12 protein-coding genes and 1 pseudogene are annotated in these 16,208 nt (G+C 71.8%); 7 read left to right on the top strand and 6 right to left on the bottom strand.

The genetic code is table 11. The features are described from left to right. Positions 1 to 8 precede the first annotated feature (8 nt). Positions 9 to 338 (top strand): RedY protein, encoded by a 330-nt coding sequence (locus tag E4N62_RS38995; protein ID WP_230222292.1) that lies wholly within the window; start codon positions 9 to 11, stop codon positions 336 to 338. A 72-nt stretch (positions 339 to 410) separates the two neighbouring features. On the opposite strand, the gene E4N62_RS38990 is transcribed toward E4N62_RS38995, so the two are convergent. The 6 genes from E4N62_RS38990 to E4N62_RS38965 all read right to left on the bottom strand — a co-directional run bounded on the left by E4N62_RS38990 (position 411) and on the right by E4N62_RS38965 (position 5,720). After that, positions 411 to 1,070, bottom strand: coding sequence for a response regulator transcription factor (locus E4N62_RS38990; RefSeq protein ID WP_230222290.1), 660 nt, complete (start codon positions 1,068 to 1,070; stop codon positions 411 to 413). Between the two features lie 229 nt (positions 1,071 to 1,299). Beyond that, positions 1,300 to 2,484: a RedV protein gene (locus E4N62_RS38985; protein WP_230222288.1), complete on the bottom strand. Its 1,185-nt coding sequence runs from the start codon at positions 2,482 to 2,484 to the stop codon at positions 1,300 to 1,302. 33 nt (positions 2,485 to 2,517) lie between these two features. Continuing rightward, positions 2,518 to 3,327, bottom strand: a complete 810-nt coding sequence (locus E4N62_RS38980) for a 4'-phosphopantetheinyl transferase superfamily protein (RefSeq protein WP_230222285.1) — start codon at positions 3,325 to 3,327, stop codon at positions 2,518 to 2,520. Then, positions 3,314 to 4,204 carry a DUF6206 family protein gene (locus E4N62_RS38975; protein WP_230222283.1) on the bottom strand — a complete coding sequence of 297 codons (891 nt, stop codon included), beginning with the start codon at positions 4,202 to 4,204 and terminating at the stop codon, positions 3,314 to 3,316. The genes E4N62_RS38980 and E4N62_RS38975 overlap by 14 nt, the downstream gene beginning before the upstream one ends. A 50-nt stretch (positions 4,205 to 4,254) precedes the next feature. After that, the gene (locus tag E4N62_RS38970) at positions 4,255 to 5,481 is read right to left on the bottom strand and encodes a beta-ketoacyl synthase (protein WP_230222281.1); all 1,227 of its coding nucleotides are present in this window, start codon (positions 5,479 to 5,481) and stop codon (positions 4,255 to 4,257) included. Next, positions 5,478 to 5,720, bottom strand: a complete 243-nt coding sequence (locus E4N62_RS38965; protein ID WP_230222279.1) for an acyl carrier protein — start codon at positions 5,718 to 5,720, stop codon at positions 5,478 to 5,480. Before E4N62_RS38965 ends, E4N62_RS38970 begins: the two co-directional genes overlap by 4 nt. 260 nt (positions 5,721 to 5,980) lie before the next feature. On the opposite strand from E4N62_RS38965, the gene E4N62_RS38960 reads away from it, so the two are divergent. The 6 genes and pseudogenes from E4N62_RS38960 to E4N62_RS38935 form a co-directional block, all read left to right on the top strand. Continuing rightward, a complete protein-coding gene (locus E4N62_RS38960) occupies positions 5,981 to 6,982 on the top strand; it encodes a beta-ketoacyl-ACP synthase III (RefSeq protein ID WP_230222277.1) in 1,002 nt (333 codons plus the stop codon). A 57-nt stretch (positions 6,983 to 7,039) separates the two neighbouring features. Continuing rightward, positions 7,040 to 7,303, top strand: coding sequence for an acyl carrier protein (locus E4N62_RS38955; protein WP_230222275.1), 264 nt, complete (start codon positions 7,040 to 7,042; stop codon positions 7,301 to 7,303). Further along, the gene (locus E4N62_RS38950) at positions 7,300 to 9,162 is read left to right on the top strand and encodes an aminotransferase class I/II-fold pyridoxal phosphate-dependent enzyme (RefSeq protein ID WP_230222273.1); all 1,863 of its coding nucleotides are present in this window, start codon (positions 7,300 to 7,302) and stop codon (positions 9,160 to 9,162) included. Before E4N62_RS38955 ends, E4N62_RS38950 begins: the two co-directional genes overlap by 4 nt. After that, complete coding sequence (locus E4N62_RS38945) at positions 9,159 to 10,781, top strand: D-alanine--poly(phosphoribitol) ligase (protein ID WP_230222271.1); 1,623 nt, start codon at positions 9,159 to 9,161, stop codon at positions 10,779 to 10,781. Before E4N62_RS38950 ends, E4N62_RS38945 begins: the two co-directional genes overlap by 4 nt. 21 nt (positions 10,782 to 10,802) lie before the next feature. After that, positions 10,803 to 14,621, top strand: coding sequence for a beta-ketoacyl synthase N-terminal-like domain-containing protein (locus E4N62_RS38940; protein ID WP_230222269.1), 3,819 nt, complete (start codon positions 10,803 to 10,805; stop codon positions 14,619 to 14,621). Beyond that, positions 14,618 to 15,826 (top strand): annotated as a pseudogene (locus E4N62_RS38935) (acyltransferase domain-containing protein); the annotation flags it as partial. The gene E4N62_RS38940 and the pseudogene E4N62_RS38935, both read left to right, overlap by 4 nt. Positions 15,827 to 16,208: the final 382 nt, after the last annotated feature.

Below are 16,208 nucleotides of genomic sequence, written 5' to 3'. Positions count from 1 at the left end.
AGGACATCATGCATGTCATCGTTCACCGCATCCGGCTCCACGAGGGCGTCGACCCCGCCCGGTTCGAGACCTGGGTGCGGGAAAGCGACTACCGCGCTGCCGCCGACCTCAAAAGCCTGCATTCCTTTGCAGTGCACCGCGTCTCGACACATGCTGACGCGAATGCGAATGCGCCCCACGAATACTTCGAGGTCATCTCGGTGACCAGTCCGGAAAACTTCGAGCGGGATATGGCGACCGACACGTTTCGGCGCCTGGTGGCCGCTTTCGACACCATGGCCTCGGTCGTGGACGAGATCTCCGGGGAGCGGATCGAACCGGGGTACTCCGCGGACTGAGGCACGCACATCCTGAACGGGTGCCGGGATCAAACGTCCCCGGCGCCCTTTCTTCCCGGACCGTCGATTTCATCAGGACATGCTGACCTGTTGCGCGATCCTGCTGATGAGGCCCGACTCGTAGGCGATGGCGACCGCCTGGGTGCGCGTCCGCGCGTGCAGCTTCTGCAGGACGTGATGCACATGCGAGCGCACGGTCGCGTTCGAGACGGTCAGCCGCTCGGCGATCTCGGCGTTGGACTTGCCCCGGGACAGCAGCAGCATCACTTCACGCTCGCGCCGGGTGAGCATGGGACCCGGCCCGGCCGGCACCAGGGTGAGGTGCACGTCGGCGAGCGCCAGCGACCTGCCGACCTCGTCCGGCAGGACAAGGACGTTGACCGTGGTGACCGTCCTGATCACGTGGACCAGGTCCTCCACCGAGGACTCCACGGAGAGCACGGCACGCACACTGACCCGGAGGGCTTCCAGCGCGCGATGGGTGTTCTGCGGGGGGCAGAGCAGGATCACCTTGCTGAGTTCGGCCAGTTCGGCGAGTTCGTGACGGTCGTCGATGGTGAGCAGGGGCGAGATGACGATGACAGCTTCGGGGGACGACTCGGCGGCCACGGCGAGGGCACGGCGCACCGATGTCTCCACGGTGACATCGAGGTGATAACGCCCCAGCAGTGCCTGAATTCCCGCTCCGACGATGGCATTTTCGCAGCACACAAGCAATCTGATACTCATCATGCAACACAAAGGAGACCATGAGCAGAATGACGGTGCAAGAACTGAAGAATGCTATTCAACGGAACGGCCGTCGACACTTGTTCCCCTTAAGTATCACAACCTTTAATATTGCACTTTCAATGGCACGGTATCACGGCCGCACGCCGATGAGAAGGCGCCTGCATATCGCCGAGATAGCATCGAATGCGCCCAAGTTCCCACCGTGGGGCGCACACAAACACCGGACAGTTCAAATTGAACGGAATCCAGCGAAACCCGGGCGCCGCAAGGACGCGGGCGCCGGGGTGGACGGGACGCCGAGACGGCTGACGAAGAAGGGGCGTCCGGCCAGGCCCAGCAGAGCCTTCAGATCGCGGCGCAGGTCGTCGTGCTGCACGACGATGCTGAGGGGATGGAGTGCCAGCCCTGCCTCCGTGGCGGCCAGCCAGTAGTCCAGCAGCAGTTCGCCGCCCCGCAGTTGCCCGGCCACACCCGGCGATTCCCTGGTGAATCCGAGCACCACCACGGCGGGCGTCCGAAGCCGCATGTGCCCGGCCAGCTGCGCGGCGAGCCGGTGCTGGAAGCCGGCCAGACACAGGAGCCGCATCACCGGTGGGGCCAACGTGAGGCGCTTGCCCAGGCGCTGGAGCGGCGTGAGCGGTCCGAACAGCTGAGCTGCCGTGAAGCCGTCTCCGTGCCGCCGCGCCTCGGTGGCGTTCCACCGCACGTACGCATGGGTCTCCCGCCAGGCCGCCGGGTGGCTGAAGTCGCGCCCGGCGTGAGACGCCAGGAAGTCCGCGAAGAGGGACCTTTCCGGACTCGACGTCAGGTGCCGGACCGTCACACCGCCCTTCTCCGCCCCCCGCGGGTCGTCGGCCCGGACCGGGACGGCGACCGTGCGGGCCAGCTCCCCGAGTGTCCCGTCGTCGAGAGCGGTGTTCCGGTACGGCCCACGGTGGGTGCGCCGACCGCGGGCCAGCGCCCACAGTTCGTCGATCCCGTCCCCCGAGGACCGGTCGCGCCGCAGCGCCGCCACGCACAGCGGAGTCCAGTCCGACGGCCACCGCGCGGCGAACCGGACCGGTTCGGGCAGCGCCTCGACCGCGCGCACCTGCAGCGCCGCCCACCCCTCGGCGGCCAGCGCCCGCCGCAGCAGCCGCCAGTACGCTCCGCAACTGACATGCATCTCCATGGCGTGCGCGGTCAGAGCGCGCAGTTCACGGCCGCGGTCCAGGGCGAGAATCACGTACTCGGTGCACGCCTCGTCGCCCATGCCGAGGAAACGGGCCGCGGCCTGCCGGGCCTCCGGCGAGTCCGCCCGGGCGAGCCTCCAGGGTTGGCAGTTGTGGGAGGAAGGACTGAGCGAGGCCAGCGCGGTGGCGTCGGCCAGCGCCTCTTCGAACCGCCGGGCAGGAGCGACGGACGGACGGGTCACGGCAGCGGTCCTCACCTTCTGTCGACTGTCGAACTACGTGCTCGCGGGGTCACTCCAGACCAGGGCCAGGTGGTAGCCGTCCAGCTCGCAGGCCCGGGTCCGCAACTCGCCGCCGCCGACGGGTGCGTGTCGCAGCAGCTCGGGGCCCGGCCGCCAGGCGAAGCGCCCGTCCTCGTGCCACCCGGTGAGGCGCACCTCGCGCGTGTCGACGCGCAGACCGAACCCGTAGTACTTGAGGACGGCCTCCTTGCACACCCAGCGCAGGAGCAGTGGCATGACGCGCAGGCGCTGCCCGGCGAGGTCCGCACCCGCGCTCTCGCCGTCAGCCGAGAGGATGCGGGCCAGCGGGGGCGAGACGGTGCGCGGACGCTCCAGGTCCACTCCGACCGCGCCCGGCCCGCACACCGCGACGGCGTAGTCCCCGGAGTGCGTCAGGCCCACCTCCACCGGCAGGTCGGTCACGGGCTTCCCGGCGCGCAAGCCCTGCGTCACGCGTCCGATGCGGATGTCACGGCAGGCGACCGGCGTGCTCCCCGAGTGCTCCTGGTGGGCGCGCACGGCGTACTTGAGCGCCATCCGGCCCGCCAGCCACTCCTCGCGCCGACGCCGCAGAGCGAGCGTGCCCACGTAGGACGCCTCTTCCGGTCCCAGGTGCCACGACGTCAGCCGGGCGCGGACGTCGTCCCCGGCGGCGCGCAGCCAGGCGAGCGACACCACACTCAGGGCCAGCCCCGGCGCGGGCCGGAGCACCCGCAGCGGCACGTCCGGATCGAGAACGAGTGGGCCGGTGTCCGTCCGGGGCCGGAGCTCGCCGGGTGCCGCCGCGGCCTCAGCGGTCGACATCGGGCGGCAGCAGGAACGGGTACGTGCGCCGCCGGATCCTGCGGTGCCAGAAGCGGTCCGCCCGGCGCAGGCGTTGGATCAGTTCCCACATGCGGGCGTCCTCGCGGTAGTAGCCGGCCACCTCGTCGGCGGTGACGGGGGCGTCGAAACGGCCCTCGCTCTGCGCCAGGAAACCCGGAACCAGCCGCGACAGCCGTTCCTTGTGCAGATTGCCGAGGAAGTCGAGGACGGCGCCGCGCGGCTCGTAGTACTTGTCGAAGATCGCCCGGGTCTGGGACACCCGCACGGCGTCGCGCAGAATCCAGGGGAGCGAGGTGAAGAACAGCCGCACATCGAGCCGTTCGCGCCGCCGTGCGTCTCGCAGCAGGGGGGTGGTGACATCGAGGTAGACCAGTTCCCCGTCGAGATCCATCCAGTTGGACGCCTGAGCGTCCAGCCCGACGCCGGGGGTCACCGCTTTCTCGACCAGGGCGAGGAAGCGCGCGTAGAAGTCGCCGGCCCATGCGTGGCCCTCGGTGTGCAGCAGCCGGGAGCACAGCCGGTCGCCGGGCAGAGCCTCCTGCACGCAGTACCCGACGACCTTGCCCGAGGGCGTCCGGGTGTGCCACAGCCGGGTGTCGGCGACGCGCACGCCGGCCTTCTGCAGCTGCTCGACGTACTCAGCGACCAGCGTCTCGTGGCGCCTGAAGCTCTCGTGGGAGGGGAAGACCGGCAGCCGCTTGCACGCGAACGAGCCGTACGGGGTGTCCAGGCGCAGAACGAGGGTGACCTCACCGAATCCGAGAACGGCCAGCGCCGAGGGATCGGCGGTGTCGAGGGCGCGTTGTACGCGCCTCTCAAGCGCGGCGATGTCCCGCTCGGGAAGAACGAAGGACATGGGACGCCGTCACCTCCCCCGCCCTGACGCGGCGGTGGCCGAAGCAGCGCCTACGCGGCGGTGAAGACGAGCACGGCATTCTGGCCCCCGAATCCGAACGAATTGCTGACGGCCACGTCGACCTTCGTCTGGCGGGCCGTGCCGGAGACCACGTCCAGGTCGAGGTCGGGATCCAGCTGTTCCAGGTTCGCCGTGGGGGGAACGGTGGAGTGCTGGACGGCGAGCACGGTCAGGGCGGCCTCGATGGCGCCGGCGGCGCCGAGGGTGTGGCCCAGGACCCCCTTGGTGGAGGTCACGGCCACACCGTCGCCGAACACCGCGCGCAGGGTTCGTGCCTCGATCGCGTCGTTGATCCTGGTCGCGGTGCCATGCGCGTTGACGTGCCGTACCTCGTCGGCCCTCACCCCGGCCTGCGCCAGCGCGTCCCGCAGGGCGCGCCGGACACTGCGCCCCTCGGGCTCGGGAGTGGTGATGTGGTGGGCGTCGGCGGAGGCACCGTACCCGGCCAGCCGGGCCCGCACCGGAGCACGACGCGCCCGGGCATCCGCTTCGCGCTCCAGCACGAGTACGCCGCTGCCCTCGCCGATGACGAAGCCGTCGCGGGCCGCGTCGAACGGACGGGAGGCGGCGGTGGGATCGTCCACCCGGCGGGAGAGCACACCCATCTGTGCGAACCCCGTCACCATGAGGGGGCTGACGTTCGCCTCGGTGCCACCGGTGAGCACCACGTCGCAGACGCCTTCCCGCAGCAGCCCGGCGGCGGTGCCGATGGCCGTGGCCCCGGAGGCGCAGGCGCTGGCGGTCACGAAGTTGGGGCCGGTGGTGCCCAGGTCCATCGCCAGATGGCCCGCGACCATGTTCGGCACCAGCATCGGAAGCAGCAGGGCGGAGACCGCCTGGGGCCCCTTCTCCAGGAGGCGACGGTGCTGTTTCTCGAAGGTCGTGATGCCGCCGAGGCCGCAGCCGATCACCACGCCGACCCGGGCGCCGTCCCAGGTGAGCGGGTCGAGGCCGCTGTCCGCGACGGCCTCACGGGCGGCGACGATCGCCAGCTGGATGAAGCGGTCGTGGGTCAGCCGGCTACGTGGTCCGACGTGCCGGGCCGGGTCGAGGTCCGGCACGGTGCAGGAGATGTCGATCGGCAGATCGGCGAGCACCGGGTTCCTGGTGGCCTTCGACCGGCCGTCGCACACGCCCTTCCACGTCACGTCCGTGCCGATACCGGCCGCGGTGACCAGACCGAGTCCGGTGACGGCGATGCTGTCACCGGACGTCACGGCGCGACCCCGATCCCGGATTCGACGATGCCGGCCAGGTGCCCGATGCTGTCGGCCCGGCCCACCGCGTCGTCCTGGATCTCCACGTCGAACTCGGACTGGATCACGAGCAGCAGTTCGACGACGAACAGCGAATCCATGTCGAGTTCCTCGAACGTGACATCCGGCCTGATCTGCGCCCGCGCCACCGCGAAGTGATTGACGAGCAGGTCGACCAGCTTTTCGTACACAGCGCCCATGAAGGTGTTCTGCCTTTCCGCTGGGTGGGTGGGATGCGACAACTGGCGGAAACTATCCCCACACCCGCTGACCGTCCGCTGACCGATGCCTGACCAGTGGTCCGGTCAGGCATCGGTCAGCGGACGGTCAGCGTTGGCCGGAAGACTCCAACCGGTCAGGGCCTTTTCGGCCGCACCGCTCTGCGAGGAGTCACACTTTTGGCCACCTGCCGCCGTGCTCGCACGCCCCGCCGAGCCGCCGCCCGTACCGGAGACGACCGATGACCCCGGCAGCCGTTCTCGCCGGGCTGGGCAGCCAGTTACCGCCCCGGCTGGTGACCAACGACGAACTGGCGGCCCGGCTCGACAGCTCCGACGAATGGATACGCACCCGGACCGGTATCCGGCAGCGCTACGTCGCCCCCGAGGGGCTGCTGACCTCCGATCTGGCCACCGGAGCCGGAGCGCTCGCCCTGAAGTCGGCCGGCCTCGCGCAGGTCGACGCCGTCCTGGTGGCCACCACCACACCGGACCGCCCCTGCCCCGCCACCGCCCCGACCGTGGCCGAGAAGCTGGGCCTCGGGCAGGTGGCCGCCTTCGACGTCTCGGCGGTGTGCACGGGATTCCTCTACGCGCTCGCCACCGCGTCCGGCCTCATCGCGTCCGGTACGGCCCGGCACGTACTGGTGATCGGGGCGGAGACGTTCTCCCGGATCCTCGACCCGGCCGACCGCGCCACCTCCGTCATCTTCGGCGACGGAGCCGGCGCCGTCGTGCTGCGTGCGGGGCATCCGGAAGAGCCGGGCGCCCTCGGGCCGTTCGCACTCGGCAGTGACGGCAGTGGCCAGGACCTGATCACCGTGCCGCGCGGCGGCCCACCGGCACCGGCGGAGACGGCGGAGACGGCCACCGACGGCTACTACTTCACGATGCAGGGCAAGACGGTCTTCCGGCTCGCCGTGGAGCGGATGGGACAGAGCATCCGGGCCGCCCTCGACCGGGCCGGGCTGCGCATCGACGACATCGACCGGCTCGTCGGCCACCAGGCCAACCACCGCATCCTGCTGCGGCTGGCCGACGAGATCGGGCTGCCACGTGAGCGCAGCTACAGCCACATCGCCGAGGTGGGCAACACCGCCGCGGCCTCCCTGCCGCTGGCCCTGGACCACGCGCATGCCGAGGGCGCCCTGCGTCCCGGCGACCGTGTGCTGCTGGCCGCCTTCGGCGGCGGGCTCACCTGGGGGGCGGTCACGCTCACCTGGCCCGCCGTCGACAGGGGCTGAGGGCGGCGGGATCCGGCTCGACAGCCCTGCCACCGCAGGACCGAACCAAGGACGGCAATGACCTCTCGGGAACTGATCACCGACTACATCGTCGACGTCTGGATGGACGGCGACGCCGAAAGCCTCGAGCCGGACACACCGATCACGGAACTGAACATCATCGATTCCGCAGGAATCTTCGATCTTGTCCATTACCTGCAGAGCGAATTGCGGATCAGCATTCCCGTCCAGGAGATATCGCCGAAGAACTTCCGGTCCGTCAATGCGATCGCCGAACTGGTCGACCGTCTCCGGAAAGGTGAAGGAGGAAACGCGGCATGACGCATGGCACGGACGACCCGCTCGACACCGCCCGGCTGTACGAGCGGGTCGTGGAGATCATCGCGGACCACACCGGTTACGACAGGTCCTACCTGCTGCCGGAGAGTCACTTCGAGGCGGAGCTCGGCATCGACTCCATCACGCTCCAGTCCATCCTGGAGACGGTTCGCGAGCGCTTCGGTACCGCCGACGGACCGCTCGCCGAGTCGGCCACCGTCGGAGACCTCGTCGACGCGCTCGGCCGCGTCCTGCGCCTGCCGGAGACCGACCGACGCGCACCGGCGGACACGGCGGTCACCGGACAGACCGACGCACCCCCCGAGGACCCGGTGCTGGCAGCCGTGCTCACCGCCGCCCTGCACCACACCGGTTACCGCAGGGACCAGTTGGGCCTGGACACCGCGCTGGAGAGCGAGCTGGGCATCGACTCCGTGATCCTCGCCTCCGTGGTGGCCGAGACCGCCGACGCTCTCGGCCTGGACGCATCGCTGCTCGGCCCGGTGCAGGCCACGACGCTGCGCGAACTCGTCACCGTGCTGGCCTCGGCCCGCCGCACGACCGCCTCCGAACCCGAACCCGGTGCCCATGACGGCGCATGGGACTCCCGTTCGACCAAGGACTTCGTCGAGCAGCGCGACCGGGACCTGTTCGCCAAGACCCGCAGCTTCCGCTCCTACCTGCGAGGGCGGGAACAGCAGCACCTGTACTGGTACGGCATGCCGTTGCGGTCCCGGAGCAGCAACCGAGCCGTGATCTTCGACGAACTGACCGGCCGGGAACGCGAGTTCCTCATGTTCGCCTCCAACAACTACCTGGGCCTCGCCAACCACCCGCGGGTCGTGGAGGCGGTGTGCGACGCCACCCGCGCCTACGGGGCCACCCACACCGGTTCGCGCTTCATCGGCGGCACCAACATGCTGCACAAGGAGCTGGAACGACGGCTCGCGGCCTTCAAGCAACGTTCCGCCTGCATCGTCTTCCCCGGCGGCTACGCCGCGAACCTCGGCACCGTCTCCGCCCTGGTCAAGAACTACGACACCCTCGTGGTCGACCGGCTCAACCACATGAGCATCGTCGACGGCGGCCGGCTGTCGGGCGGCATCCGCAAGATCTACCAGCACAACGACATGGCGGACCTGGAGCGGATCCTCGCACGCACCGCCGATCAGTCCGACGGGGGCACCCTCGTCGTGGCCGACGGCGTGTTCAGCATGCACGGCGACATCTGCGACCTGCCCGAGATCGTCCGGCTCGCCAAGACGTACGGCTCCCGTGTGCTGATCGACGACGCGCACTCCACCGGCGTCCTCGGGGCCCGTGGCTCCGGCACCGCCGAGCACTTCGGCCTCAAGGGCGAGGTCGATCTCGAACTCGGCACCATGAGCAAGGCGCTGGCCGGCATGGGCGGGTTCGTCGTGGGTGACGAGGACGTGATCGAGTACCTGCGCTACTACGCGAACTCCTACGTCTTCGCGGCGAACATCCCGGCAGGCGTCGCGGCCGGTCTCATCGCCTCTCTCGACGTCATCGAGACCGAGCCGGAACGGCTGAAGCAGCTCTGGACCAACATCGAGGTGCTGCGCGGCAACCTGCTGGACGTCGGCTTCGACCTGGAGCACTCGCAGAGCGCGATCCTGCCGATCGTCATCGGCGACGAACGCAAGACGATGGAGATGGGCCGCGCGGTCCGTGCCCGCGGTCTGTTCTGCCAGACCGTCGTCTTTCCCGGAGTGTCCCTCGGCGACGCGCGCCTGCGCGTCAGTGTCACCTGCGAGCACACCCGGCAGGACCTGGACCTGGCCACCGAGATCTTCACCGACGCCGCCCGCGAGACCGGTGTCCTGCCGGAGGCACGATGAGCACCCGCGAGCCACGCGCAGGAGCGGATGCGTCCCGGGTGGCCCTCCGCCTGCCGCCGAAGAGTGCCGGATCGGAGACGCGTCCCGCCTTCGTGGGGCCGGGAGCCGCGACGTACGGAGAGGTCCGGGCCCGGGTCGACGCGGTGTCGGCCCGTCTCGTGGACCAGCTGGAGGTCCGTCCCGGCGACCGGGTCGCCCTCTGGACGGACAAGCATCCGCGCTGTGCGGAGGCGATCCTGGCCACCCTCCAGGCCGGTTGCGCCTACGTTCCGCTCGACGGCGGGCAGCCCGTCGCCCGGGTGCGGACCATCCTCGCCGATGCCGAGCCGGTGGTGCTGTTCACCGACCGGCGCCACCTGGAGCTGCTCGGTCAGGGGCCGCTCCCGGCTTCGGTCCGGACGGTCGTGGCAGCGGGCGAGGACCTGCCCGACGCGGTCGGCGGTGTCCCGGTGCGTTCCTGGGCCGGCTTCGCCGAAGCGGCCGTACGCCTCGTCGGCACCCTGCCCGCACCGGGCCCGCACGACCTGGCCGCGCTGCTGTACACCTCCGGTTCCACCGGCACACCCAAGGGTGTGCGGATCTCGCACGGCAACCTCGTCTCCTTCGTGAGCTGGTGCCGTGCGGAGTTCGGCGTCGGCCCCGGGGACGTCCTGTCCAACCACGCCTCGTTCAGCTTCGATCTGAGCACCTTCGACCTGTTCGTCGCACTCACCTCGGGTGCCGCCCTCTGGATCGTCCCGGACGACGAGGCGAAGGACGTGACGGCGCTGGCGCGGGGCATCCGGGAGCACGGGGTGAGCGTCTGGTACTCGGTGCCCTCGGCACTCGGCCTGCTCGCCTCCTCCGGCGCGCTCACCCGTGACGGGGCGAAGAGCCTGCGGCACGTGCTCTTCGCCGGCGAGGTGTTCCCGATGCCACGACTGCGCGCCCTGGCCCGGCTGCTTCCCGAGGATGCGGCGCTGTACAACCTCTACGGCCCCACCGAGACCAATGTGTGCGCCTGGCACCGCGTCCGCCCCGAGGACCTGCACCGCACGGCACCCGTCCCCATCGGCGGTCCCGTCCCCGGCGCCCTGCTGCACGTCGTGGACGAGCAGGGCCGCGCCCTGACGGAGCCCGGCGCGATCGGTGAACTCGTGGTGGGCGGCGACTGCGTGACACCGGGGTACTGGCGGCGCACGGCGGATCCGGTGGCCGATCAGCACCGCCAGGGGCTGCACCCCACCGGTGACCTGGTCAGCTACGAGGAGGACGGGCTGCTCGTCTACCGGGGGCGCAAGGACCGCATGGTCAAACTCTCCGGCTACCGGGTCGAACTCGGCGAGATCGAGGCGGCTGTGCAGCAGCACCCGTCGGTGGCCGAGGCGGCCGTCCTCGTCACCGACGGTCACGGCGGCGGCCGTCTCACGCTCTACTACACCCTCCGCGAAGGCGCCGAGGCACCGGGCCTGATCCAGCTCAAGCGGCACTGTGCCGCCCTGCTGCCCACCTACATGGTCCCGCACATCGCACGGCGTCTCGACGCCATGCCGCACAACGCCAACGGCAAGGTCGACCACCGCAGACTCGGCGGGGCCGCGAACCGGTCCACCGCGGGGAGCGCCGGCACCGGCCGGTGACCGGCGGAAGAGGGGAACATCGTGAAAGCAGCTCCGACCGGCACCCCGCGTCAGGGCGGCGGCGCCCCACAGACGATTGCCGCGCAGACGGTTGCCGCGCTGCTGAGGCAGTGGTCCGAGACGCGTCCCGACGCGCTCGCCTACCGTTTCCTCACCGACAGCGCCGGCACCGACACGTCACTGACCTACCGTGAACTCGACGCACGCGCACGCACCGTCGGGGCACACCTGCAGGACCAGGGGGTCGCCGGCCGACCCGTGCTGCTGCTCCACCCGCCGGGCCTCGACTACATCGCGGCGTTCTTCGGCTGCCTGTACGCCGGTGCCCTCGCCGTGCCCGCCTACCCGCCGGACCGCACCCGAGCCGGCCGCACCGCCTCCCGGCTGGCCGCCGTCGTCCGCGACTCGGGCGCCCGTCACGCCCTGACCACACGCGCGGTCCTCGACACGGTCCGTGCCGGCCAGGCCGAACCGAGCGTCGCGGGGCTCGCCGGGCTGGAGTGGACGGCGAGTGAGGAGCTGGCGCCCGACATCGCCGACGGCTGGCGGGAACCCGACGCCACGACCGAGGCGGCGGCCTTCCTGCAGTACACCTCCGGCTCGACCTCGACACCCAAGGGCGTCGTGGTCACCCACGCCAACCTGATGCACAACCTGCGGGCGATGCACACCTGGCTGGAGCACGGTGCGGACGCGCAGATGGTCTCGTGGCTGCCGCCGTACCACGACATGGGACTCATCGGTGCCATCCTGCATCCGATGTACGGCGGTTTCCCCGCCCACCTCATGGCCCCGAAGACCTTCGTGCAGCGTCCCCTGCTGTGGCTCGACACCCTTTCCCGCACCGGCGCGACCCTCAGCGCCGCCCCCAACTTCGGCTACGAGCAGTGCCTGCGCAGGATCACTCCCGAGCAGCGGGACACTCTGGACCTGCGCAACTGGCGCCTGGCGCTCAACGGGGCCGAACCGGTGCGCGCGGACACCCTGGACCGGTTCGCCGCCTACTTCGCCCCGGCCGGCTTCGCGCGCACGGCGCTCATGCCCTGCTTCGGGCTCGCCGAGGGCACTCTCATGGCCACCGGGGTCGGACCGCACGAGGCTCCCGAAGCGGGGCTGTTCAGCGCGGCGGGCCTGGAGGCGGGCGTGGCCGAACCGGTCGCGTCGGCCGGGGCGGACACGGCGCGGGCCCGCCGGGTCGTGGACTGCGGCTCCCCGGTCCCCGGTGTCGAGGTGGCCATCGTCGACCCCAGGACCGAGCGGCGGCTCGACGAGCACACGATCGGCGAGGTCTGGCTCGCGGGCCCCAGCGTGGCGCAGGGCTACTGGGGGAAGCGAAAGGCCGGCCGAGAGACGTTCGAGGCGCGGATCAGGGGCGAGCGGGACACCCCCTGGCTGCGCACCGGTGACCTCGGCTTCCTGCGGGCGAACCGGCTGCACCTGACCGGCCGCCTCAAGGACGTCGTGGTGGTGCAGGGGCGCAACTTCGCCGCTCACGACGTCGAACTCACCGCTGAACGTGCCGGCGAGGCCGTGCGGCCCGGCAGCGGGGCGGCCTTCGGCGTCCCGGCCCCGGACGGCGAACAGCTCGCCCTGGTCCAGGAGTTGGGCGGCCCCGGCGCCGAGGATCCCGGTGCCGTACTGGCCGCGCTGCGCACCGCCCTCGCCGAGGAGCACGAGGTCGCGCCGCACACCATCGCCCTGGTCCGGCACTCCGCCGTACCGAAGACCACCAGCGGCAAGATCCGACGCCAGGGCGCCAGGGCCGCGCTGCTCTCGCTGGAGCTGCCGGTCGTGGCGGCGAGTGTGGTGCCCACGACCGACCTGGACCCCGGGGCCGCGGCCAGGGACCCGCTCGGCCTCAGCGGTCTGTCACCCGTCGGGCGCCGTACCCGGGTGGCCGAAGCGGTGGCCCTGGCCCTCACCGAGAGCACGGGACGGCAACTGACCGCCGCCGACGCGGACAGTGTCCGGCCGCTGGCCGACCTCGGTCTCGACTACCCCCGGCTCCTCGACACCGTAGGCACCCTTGAGGCGCGGCTCGGCGTCCGGATCCCCGTCGGGGAACTGCTCGTACGCCCGTACGCCGACCGGCTGGTCGAGCTCTGTCTCGGTGAGGAGGCCGACGCTCGGGCCGGCGCACCGGAGCGGCACTCCTCCGTCAGCGCGGCGGACCGCCCCGGCATCGAGCCGGCGCCCTCCGCGCGCGAGCGGCACGTCCTTCTCGGCGAGGCACCGGACCCGGCCCATTCCGCGGCCGCGCTGGAGGGCTGGCTGCGCGCCCGGGTCGCGGACCGGCTGGGCCTTCCGGTCACCGCGGTGGACGTCACGCGCCCGTTCGTCTCGCTCGGCCTCGGCTCCCGGCAGGCGGTGGCCCTCGGCGCCGAACTCGGTGGCCTGCTCGGCCGGGAGCTGCCCGCCGCCGCCGTCTTCGACCACCCCACCATCAGCGCGGTGGCGGCCCGCTTCGGCACCGGGCCCGCGCCGTCGGAACCCGCCCCCGCCGTGTTCGCCACGGCCACGACCGCCGCCGCGGACCCCACGGTCACGACCGCCGCCGCGGACCCCGCCGAACCCATCGCCGTCGTCGGCATGGGCTGCCGGTTCCCGGGCGCACCCGATGTCGACAGCTACTGGCGGCTGCTGCTCGACGGCCGGGACGCCGTGGGCGAGGTGCCGCCCAGCCGCTGGGACAGCGCCGAGGTGGCCGCACCGCGCCACGGCGGGTTCCTCGACCGGGCCGACGAGTTCGACGCCGCCCTGTTCGGGATCTCCGCCCGCGAGGCCCACCGGATGGACCCGCAGCAGCGCCTGCTCCTGGAGACCGCCTGGCAGACCTTCGAGGACGCGGCGATCCCGCCGACGCGGCTGGCCGGCAGCCGCACGGGGGTCTTCGTCGGGATCAGCAGCCAGGACTACGCGCAATTGCAGCTGCCGCGGCTCGACAGCGTCGATGTGTACACGGCGACCGGCAACGCCCAATCGATCGCCGCCAACCGGCTCTCGTACGTCTTCGACCTGCACGGCCCGAGCCTCGCCGTGGACACGGCCTGTTCCTCGTCGCTGGTGGCGGTGCACATGGCCTGCCGGGCTCTGCGGGAAGGCGAGTGCGGCGTCGCGCTGGCCGGCGGTGTCTCTCTGATGCTGACCCCCGCTCTGTCGGTGGCGTTCGCCTCCGGCGGCATGCTCAGTCCCGGCGGCCGCTGCCGCACCTTCGACGACGGCGCCGACGGGTACGTACGCGGGGAGGGCACCGGCCTCGTCCTGCTCAAGCCGCTGACCGCCGCGCTGGCCGACGGCGACCGCGTCCATGCCGTCATCCGGGGCTCCGCGCTCGGCCATGGCGGCCGCGGCAACGGCCTGACCGCGCCCAGGAGTTCCGCGCAGGAACGGGTCATGACCGAGGCGCTCGCCCGCGCCGGGCTCCGCGCCGACCAGGTCGACTACGTCGAGGCGCACGGCACCGGCACCTCGCTCGGCGATCCCGTCGAGTGGGAGGCCCTGGCGGGTGTGTACGGTCGCGGGCGGCCCGCCGACGCCCCCTGTCTGATCGGCTCGGTCAAGACCAACATCGGGCATCTGGAGGCGGCCGCGGGCGTCGCCGGACTGATCAAGGCGGCCCTGGTCGTGCGGGACCGCCAGGTCCCGGCCCTGCTGAACCTCGACCGGCCCAACCGCCACCTCGACTGGGCGGGTTCCGGACTGTCCGTGCCCACCCGGCGCCGCGCGCTGCCCGACGGCGGCACCGCCCGCGCCGCGGTCAGCTCCTTCGGATTCGGCGGCGCCAACGCCCACGTGATCCTCGAAACCCCACCCGCGCCCCCACGGGAGGCCCCGCCGTGACGCATCCCCGGCCGGTGCACGCACTGTGCCTGTCGGCCCACACTCCGACCGCGCTGACCGCGCTCGCCCGCTCCTGGCGCACCCACCTCGCCGCGCACCCCGACGTCGCCGTGGCGGACCTCTGCCACGCCGCGAACACCGGCCGCGCCCATCTGCCGCACCGCGCGGTCCTGACGGTCGCCGCGACCTCCTCGACCGCCTCGGCCACCGAGCTCGACACGGCCCTCGACGCACTGATCCGGGACGAACCAACCCCAGCGGTGCTGCGCGGCCACACGGCCACCGCGCCCGCGCCCCGCACCGCCTTTCTCTTCAGCGGGCAGGGCACCCAGCACACCGGCATGGGCAAGGAGCTGTACGAGGGTCACCAGGGCTTCGCCGCCACCCTCGACCGGGCCGCCGAGACACTCCGCCCCCATCTCGAAGTCCCCCTGCTCGACCTGCTCTTCGACCCGGCGCACGAGGAAGCCCTGCGCGGCACGCGCAACTGCCAGCCCGCTCTGGTCGCCCTCGAGGTCGCCCTGGCCGGGCTGTGGAGCGAGGTGGGTGTGCGCCCGGCCGCGGTGCTCGGCCACAGCGTCGGCGCGCTGGGCGCGGCCTGCGTGGCGGGGGTGCTGTCCTTCGAGGACGCGCTGGTCCTCGCCGCCGAGCGGGGCCGGCTCATGGCCGGACAGCCGGGCGACGGCGCGATGATCTCGTGTGTCGGTGACCCGGAGGCCGTCCGGGCGGTGGCCGAGCAGTTCGCCTCCGTCGCGGTGGCCGCCGTCAACACCCCCGACCACCTCGTCCTTTCAGGAGCCGCCGAGGAGATCGGCCAGGTGCGCCGACTGCTGGCGGAGCGCGGTGTCACGGTACGGCCGCTGGTCGTGTCCCACGCCTTCCACTCCCCGCTGATGACCGGCGCCGCCGCACCACTGACCGAGGCCGCGGGCAGGCTGGACCTCGCCGCGCCGAGCATCCCCTGGATCTCCGACCTCACGGGCCGACAGGCGCAGCGCATCGACGCAGGCCACTGGGCACAGCACATGCTCTCCCCGGTGCTGTTCCTGGAGGGCTTCACCGAGCTCCGGCGGATGGGCTGCGACTCCTTCGTCGAGATCGGCCCGCACCCGACGCTGATCAACCTGTGCCGGAGCATCGTCGCCTCCCAGGGCGGCGCCGACCAGGAGACCGGCAGACCGCTGTTGCTGCCCTCGCTGAACCGGCAGGGCGGCGGCTGGCAGACGTTCCTGCGGTCGCTCGGCCGCCTGCACTGCGCGGGCGGCGAGGCCGACTGGTCCGGCCTCGACCGGGACGCGCCGACCGCGCGGGTCCCGCTTCCGCACCTCCCCCTGGAGCGCGAGCGGTACTGGTTCCGTCCGGAGGCCGCGCCGGAGGACGGCCGACCCACCCTGTCCGCCGCGGACCCGCGGCCCTACCGCCCGGCGCGCACACGACGGCCCGTCCCGGCGCCGCACCGACCACGGCAGCCGCGTCCGGTTCCCCGATGTCGCGCACCCGCTTCCCGGCACGCCCACCCGATGGTAGGCACGCCCCACCCGATACCCGTCGTGCCCTGGTCCGGGCCCGGCATGCCCTACCCCTGTG

This window comes from Streptomyces sp. MNU76 (assembly GCF_020982545.1).
Classification (GTDB): domain Bacteria; phylum Actinomycetota; class Actinomycetes; order Streptomycetales; family Streptomycetaceae; genus Streptomyces.
Note: the sequence above shows the minus strand (reverse complement) of the source record. Positions and strands in the feature narration are given on the sequence as shown.

Coding starts and splice junctions, on each gene's coding strand:
- E4N62_RS38995 (WP_230222292.1), top strand. CDS start 9: ATGCATGTCATCGTTCACCGCATCCGGCTCCACGAGGGCGTCGACCCC.
- E4N62_RS38990 (WP_230222290.1), bottom strand. CDS start 1,070: ATGATGAGTATCAGATTGCTTGTGTGCTGCGAAAATGCCATCGTCGGA.
- E4N62_RS38980 (WP_230222285.1), bottom strand. CDS start 3,327: ATGTCGACCGCTGAGGCCGCGGCGGCACCCGGCGAGCTCCGGCCCCGG.
- E4N62_RS38975 (WP_230222283.1), bottom strand. CDS start 4,204: ATGTCCTTCGTTCTTCCCGAGCGGGACATCGCCGCGCTTGAGAGGCGC.
- E4N62_RS38965 (WP_230222279.1), bottom strand. CDS start 5,720: ATGGGCGCTGTGTACGAAAAGCTGGTCGACCTGCTCGTCAATCACTTC.
- E4N62_RS38960 (WP_230222277.1), top strand. CDS start 5,981: ATGACCCCGGCAGCCGTTCTCGCCGGGCTGGGCAGCCAGTTACCGCCC.
- E4N62_RS38955 (WP_230222275.1), top strand. CDS start 7,040: ATGACCTCTCGGGAACTGATCACCGACTACATCGTCGACGTCTGGATG.
- E4N62_RS38950 (WP_230222273.1), top strand. CDS start 7,300: ATGACGCATGGCACGGACGACCCGCTCGACACCGCCCGGCTGTACGAG.
- E4N62_RS38945 (WP_230222271.1), top strand. CDS start 9,159: ATGAGCACCCGCGAGCCACGCGCAGGAGCGGATGCGTCCCGGGTGGCC.